At 54.4% G+C, this 4,799-nt stretch carries 6 protein-coding genes; 4 read left to right on the top strand and 2 right to left on the bottom strand.

The features are described 5' to 3' along the window. Window positions 1–139: 139 nt before the first annotated feature. Window positions 140–1,039 carry a YitT family protein gene (locus lacNas_RS06120; protein ID WP_201331172.1) on the bottom strand — a complete coding sequence of 300 codons (900 nt, stop codon included), beginning with the start codon at window positions 1,037–1,039 and terminating at the stop codon, window positions 140–142. Window positions 1,040–1,110: 71 nt separating this feature from the next. Between lacNas_RS06120 and lacNas_RS06115 the strand changes: the two genes are divergently transcribed. Then, a complete protein-coding gene (locus lacNas_RS06115; RefSeq protein WP_201331171.1) occupies window positions 1,111–2,301 on the top strand; it encodes a CCA tRNA nucleotidyltransferase in 1,191 nt (396 codons plus the stop codon). A 27-nt stretch (window positions 2,302–2,328) separates the two neighbouring features. Here the strand turns inward: lacNas_RS06115 and trhA are convergent, their stop codons facing one another. Then, a complete protein-coding gene (gene trhA / locus lacNas_RS06110; RefSeq protein ID WP_201331170.1) occupies window positions 2,329–2,991 on the bottom strand; it encodes a PAQR family membrane homeostasis protein TrhA in 663 nt (220 codons plus the stop codon). A 132-nt stretch (window positions 2,992–3,123) separates the two neighbouring features. Between trhA and fakB the strand changes: the two genes are divergently transcribed. The 3 genes from fakB to ylqF form a co-directional block, all read left to right on the top strand. Then, window positions 3,124–3,969, top strand: a complete 846-nt coding sequence (gene fakB / locus lacNas_RS06105) for a DegV family protein (protein ID WP_307865702.1) — start codon at window positions 3,124–3,126, stop codon at window positions 3,967–3,969. A 3-nt stretch (window positions 3,970–3,972) separates the two neighbouring features. Beyond that, window positions 3,973–4,203, top strand: a complete 231-nt coding sequence (locus lacNas_RS06100; protein ID WP_201331168.1) for a YozE family protein — start codon at window positions 3,973–3,975, stop codon at window positions 4,201–4,203. Window positions 4,204–4,264: 61 nt separating this feature from the next. Continuing rightward, on the top strand, window positions 4,265–4,799 hold a 535-nt coding region (ylqF, locus tag lacNas_RS06095; RefSeq protein ID WP_201346693.1), incomplete at its 3' end, for a ribosome biogenesis GTPase YlqF.

Raw genomic sequence — 4,799 nt, 5'->3', positions numbered from 1 at the left:
GAGCACGACCGGATCGATCCGGTCCGCTTGCTGGAAAGACTGGCGCCCGTCTTCAGCAAGAAGCTGCGGGTCGCGGACCGGCGGATCAAGCAGGAATATTGAGCATCAAAAAAGGAGTCACTGTAAAGTGGCTCCTTTATTATTTGCGGATAAAGAAATTTGCATGCTTGGTCTTGTAGCTGAAGCCTTCCCCGATGGCCTCGTTGGCTTCAAAGAAGGTGATGAAGGCTTTGGGATCCTCGGCCTTGACCAGCTTTTTGAGCTTGGGGATCTCTCTTGGCGACAGCACCAGGTAGATCATGTGCTGCGGGTCGCTGGAATAGCCGCCTTCAGCGTTGATGTAGGTGAAGCCGCGTTCCAGCTTCAAATCGATCAGCGTGGCAATTTCCCGGTATTTCTGGGAAATGATGAAGACGCCTCTGGCCCGGGTGCCGCCTTCGGTAACCAGCCCCAGGACCTTGGACAAGATATAGCAAGACACCATGGTGTAGCCGACATGGAAAAAGTCCAGGTAAGACAAAGAGCAGGCCAGGGCGAGAAAGTCCAGCATCAAAAGGCCGCTGCTCGGGGCAATGCCGTATTTTTCCTGAACGACGCGGGCAACGATGTCGCTGCCGCCAGTGGTTCCGTTAAAGCGGAAGACCAGGCCCAAACCCAGGCCCGACAGGCAGCCAGCGGTAACTGTGGCCAGGAAGGGGTCGTGATGGAGCGGAACTTGTTTTATAATAGATTGCAGGGACCACGCGTTCAAGAAAAGCGACAGGCAAAGAGTGCCCCAGACAGTGTAGAGCATGGCTCTTTTGCCCATGTATTTGAAACCTAGAATAATTAGGGGAATGTTGATGATGAAGGTGCTGATACCCGGATTGATCCCCCAGAAGTGCCGGATGATCAAGGTAAAGCCCGACAATCCCCCGTCGGCCAGCTTGTTGGGGATGGACACCAGGTCCACGCTGAAGGCATAGATGGCTGAGCCCAGGGCAATCATCAGGATATCGACCGTATTGCTCATAGTCCATTTGAAATAAGATTTGGACATTTCGATGCTCCTTTCTTGAAATTCCCCATGCGTATTAATTTTAACAAAAATAAGGTAAAGTGGAGAACATTATGAAAATTAGTTATTTGCCGGAAGTTTTCACCGCCGCCATGCCGGTCTTGGAAAAGCTGGAAGCGGCTGGCTACGAGGCATATTTCGTCGGCGGCTGCGTCCGCGACCTGCTGATCAAGCGGCCGATTCACGACGTTGACATAGCTACCAGCGCTTATCCGGAAGAAGTCAAGCAGACTTTTGCCAAAAGCATCGACACCGGCATCCAGCACGGGACCGTCACCGTCTTGTATGGCGGCGGCAGCTACGAGATTACCACCTTCAGAACCGAATCAGGCTACCAGGACTTCCGCCGGCCAGACAAGGTCACTTTCGTTCAAAACCTGGATGAGGACTTGAAGCGGCGCGACTTTACGATCAATGCCCTGGCCATGAACAGACAAGGAGAGATCGTCGACTTGTTTGACGGACTGGGTGACTTGGACCGGCACTTGATCAAGGCGGTCGGAAATGCTGAAGAGCGCTTTCATGAAGATGCCCTGCGAATGATGCGGGCCGTCCGCTTCATGAGCCAGCTGTCCTTTCAGCTTGAAGGCAAGACCCGGCAGGCCATCGTCGCCAACCACGAGCTGCTGAGCAAGATCTCGGTGGAAAGAATTCGGGAGGAGTTCGTCAAGCTGGCCCTGGGTCCGGACAGCCGGCGGGCCTTTAGGGAATTTTTGGACACTGGCCTCAGCGAGGAGTGCCCGGGACTTAAGGGGCAAAAAGCCCGCCTGGCCATTTTCCCGGACCTGAAGGCTGGGCCGGATGAAGAGGCCGTTTTTTGGAGCTTGATCGTGATCATGCTCAACCTGCCCGTAGGCCAGATTGCCGCCTTCATGCGCGAGTGGAAGAATTCCAATGCCATGAGCCAGCAGGTCAAGAAGATCGTTGCCGCTTTTGACCTCCTAAGCCAGAGAGCGGCGAGCGATTTTGACCTCTTTGCGATCGGCCGGGAAAACCTGCAGGCCGCCTTGAAGATTGCCGATCTGCTAGGCCAGCCGCTCCCCGGCCGGAGTCTGCAGGACCGCTATGAGCGTCTGCCAATCAAGCAGAGCAGCGAATTGACGATCGACGGCCAGTGGCTGATCAGGCAGGGCATCAAGCCGTCGCCGGCCCTGGGCCAGCTGCTTCGCCGGGCTTTGACCGGTGTGGTCGAAGGAAAGGTGGACAACGATCCGGACGCGATCGCCGCTTTTTTGCAAATATAAAAGGCGCTGAAGGAATCAGCGCCTTTTTCAGACATAAAACAAAACGGAAAAGAACATCAGAATTGAACCCAGCAGAACAAAGAGGTGCCAGATCACGTGGCTGAAAGGCAGTCCCCGCATCGAAAAGAAGAGACAGCCGAAAGTGTAGGCAATCCCGCCCCAGACCAGCAGCCAGAAGCCGGTCGGCCCCAGGCTGGCCATGAGCTGGCTGCCCGCGAAAATCACCATCCAGCCCATGGCCACGTAAAGGATGGTGTCGCCGATGACGTGCTTGCCCTGGTTGAAGATGTAGTATAGGATCCCGAAGATGGTCAAAGCCCAGATAATGCCGAACATGACCCAGCCCTTGGTGCCGCCGATGGCTACAAGCGTGTAAGGGGTGTAGGAGCCGGCGATGGCGATGAAGATCGACGAGTGGTCAAAGATCTGGAAGACCCTGTTGGCCCTGGTAAAGATCAAGCTGTGATAAAGGGTGGAGAAGAGATAGAGCAGAATCATGCATGAGCCGTAAATGGCAAAAGCCGTGATCCGCAAGGCGCTGTGCGTGTGCGCTGCGTGCACTACCAGGACTACCAGGCCGGCCACGGACAGGCCGAAGCCGATCCCGTGAACGACGGCTGAGAGCACGTTGTCAACGATATTGTAAGCCTTTGACCGGTCCTTGGCCGGTTCCCAAGGATTAAAACTCATGTAAACATCCTTTCAATCTGATCAATTCCTTTAGTTTTTGCTAAAAATTTTGCTATACTAAATCTGTATTAAGTTTATTCTATCATACTCGCGGAAGATGGTAGGATGATTTGGAAATTGAGGTCAGTTAAATTGTCTAGAATCAAGATCATGACGGATTCCTCAGTACAGCTGAGTCCGGAAGAAATTGAAAAGTACGGTATTACGGTGGTGCCGCTCTCGGTCACGATTGATGGGCATACCTACACGGACGGCGTTGACATTACCCGGGCCAACTTTATTCAAAAGATGGACGAAGGGAAAAGTCTGCCGAAGACCAGCCAGCCGCCTGTCGGCCAGTTTGTCGAAAAAATGGAAGAATTAACCGCTGACGGCAGCGAGGTCTTGGGGATTTTCATGGCCAAGTGCCTGTCGGGCACGGTCGATTCAGCCCGGCAGGCCGCGGAAATGGTTGCCGGCAGAATCACCGTCATTGACTGCGGTTACACTGACCGGGCCCAAGGCTACTACTGCATTGAGGCCGCCAAAGACATTGCTGCCGGCAAGGAAATGCCGGAGATCGTGGAGCACCTGAACCAGCTGGGCAAGCAGATGCACCTGGAAATGATGGTGCCGAACCTGCAGAACATTCTGGCCGGCGGCCGGCTGGGCAAGTGGGCCGGCCGGGTGGTTTCAGCTTTGAACTTCCACGTTGGCCTGACCATGAAGGAAGGCAGCTTGAACGTTCCTTACCGGGGCCGGGGCAAGAAGTTCATCAAGAAGTTTGACGACATGCTGGTCGACCAGCTCAAGGAACTGGGCAGCCGGGTCAAGTACGTCGGGATTTCCTACGTTGACACCCGTGACAAGATGGAAGAGCTGGCCCAGCGCTTCAAAGAGGTCAACCCGGGCCTGGAGATCCTGGTTCAGGAAACCAGTCCGATCATCATCACGCACGCCGGCCACGAGGCCTACGCGGTCATGTTTTACACGGAGTAGCAAATGGCTTACCGACAGAGCTTTTACCAATTTCTGATGACTCTGCGCGACCCTGACTCAACAGACGACCTGGCCCAGTTTGCCAACAACGCGCAGTTTGATTCGACTTTCCCCAGACAGGAGCAGGACCGGACCAAGTTGTCAGAATATTTGGAAGAAAACGCAGCTTACTTGCCGAGTATGACGATCTTTGACGACGCCTACCAGGCATACGAAGAGAAAATGCAGTATTAACATCACTACAAGCACGAAAAGGGAGCTGCGGCTTCCTTTTGTGTTGTTATTGGGAGGAAAAATGACTAAAATTCAATGGTATCCCGGCCATATGAACAAGGCCAGGAATCAACTGGAAGAAAAATTAAACTTGATTGACGTGGTTGTTGAGGTTTTGGACGCGAGAATTCCCAGCGCCTCAAGAAACCCGATGATCGGCGAATTGGTTGGCGACAAGCCGCACCTAATCGTTTTGAACAAGGCCGACCTGGCAGACCCGGTCATGACCAAGCAGTGGCAAAAGAAACTCCAAGGTCCGCGGACATTGGTGATGGCCATGGATGCCCAGCACAACACCAACATGCAGGCCTTGATCACCTTGATCAAGAAGGCGGCCAGCGACAAGGTGCGCAAGCTGGAAGAGAGAGGGGCCTCCAACCCGATCATCCGCATCTGCCTGGTTGGCGTGCCGAATTGCGGCAAGTCGACCATCATCAACCGCCTGGTTGGCCGCAACGTGGCCGTTACCGGCGACCGGCCGGGGGTAACCAAGGGCCAGGCCTGGCTGAAGACGCCTTACGGCATCCAGATCATGGACACGCCAGGGATCCTCTGGC

The organism is Lactobacillus nasalidis, from assembly GCF_016587775.1.
In the GTDB taxonomy this organism is placed as follows: domain Bacteria; phylum Bacillota; class Bacilli; order Lactobacillales; family Lactobacillaceae; genus Lactobacillus; species Lactobacillus nasalidis.
Note: the sequence above shows the minus strand (reverse complement) of the source record. Positions and strands in the feature narration are given on the sequence as shown.

What these genes read in the sequence shown, in the direction of transcription:
- trhA (WP_201331170.1), bottom strand. Translation starts at nt 2,991, where the DNA reads ATGAGTTTTAATCCTTGGGAACCGGCCAAGGACCGGTCAAAGGCTTAC.
- lacNas_RS06120 (WP_201331172.1), bottom strand. Translation starts at nt 1,039, where the DNA reads ATGTCCAAATCTTATTTCAAATGGACTATGAGCAATACGGTCGATATC.
- lacNas_RS06100 (WP_201331168.1), top strand. Translation starts at nt 3,973, where the DNA reads ATGGCTTACCGACAGAGCTTTTACCAATTTCTGATGACTCTGCGCGAC.
- lacNas_RS06115 (WP_201331171.1), top strand. Translation starts at nt 1,111, where the DNA reads ATGAAAATTAGTTATTTGCCGGAAGTTTTCACCGCCGCCATGCCGGTC.